This window comes from Bacillus sp. LR--39 (assembly GCF_053613335.1).
Window position 1 is genome coordinate 1 of sequence record NZ_JBSIOT010001248.1, and the last position, 590, is coordinate 590.

General features: G+C 49.0%; 1 protein-coding gene. It reads right to left on the reverse strand.

Annotation, left to right across the window (positions count from 1 at the left end; translation table 11 throughout):
* On the reverse strand, window positions 1–590 hold a 590-nt coding region (locus tag ACWHAR_RS29745), incomplete at both ends, for an exonuclease domain-containing protein (RefSeq protein WP_452088772.1).

The following is a 590-nucleotide window of genomic DNA, read 5'->3' on the forward strand; positions in this document are numbered from 1 at the left end:
TCAAGCCTGTCTCATTAACCGCCAAAAGTGTCGCGTGATATGGCCTTGAACGCTGATAGGCATTGGACTGCCCCATATTTTCATTCAGCTGATCGTGGTACAGGATATTTTTTTCGGCCGCATCTTTCAGCATTTTCACAAGGAGATAACCCGTCGCTTCGGTATCATAAATCGCCCTGTGATGCTGGGTGAGCTCGATGTCAAACTTTTTACAAAGCGTATTCAGCCTGTGGTTTTTGAATTCCGGATAAAGAAAACGGCCCAGCTCAAGCGTGTCAATGACCGGGTTCTGCACTTTCTCCGAATTCAGCAGGCGCTTATAGGCGACATTGATGAAGCCGATGTCAAAGCTTGCATTGTGAGCGACAAGCGTGTGATCACCGACCCATTCTTTAAAATCGCGGATGACCTCTTCGACTTCGGGCGCATCTTTCAGCATATCATCGGTAATCCCCGTCAGCTCGATGATCGTAGCCGATAAAGGTCGATGCGGGTTGGCAAACCTTTCAAAGCGTTCGATGATTTCCCCGCCTTTTACTTTAACGGCGGCCAGCTCGATGATTGTATCATAGACGGCAGACAGCCCCGTC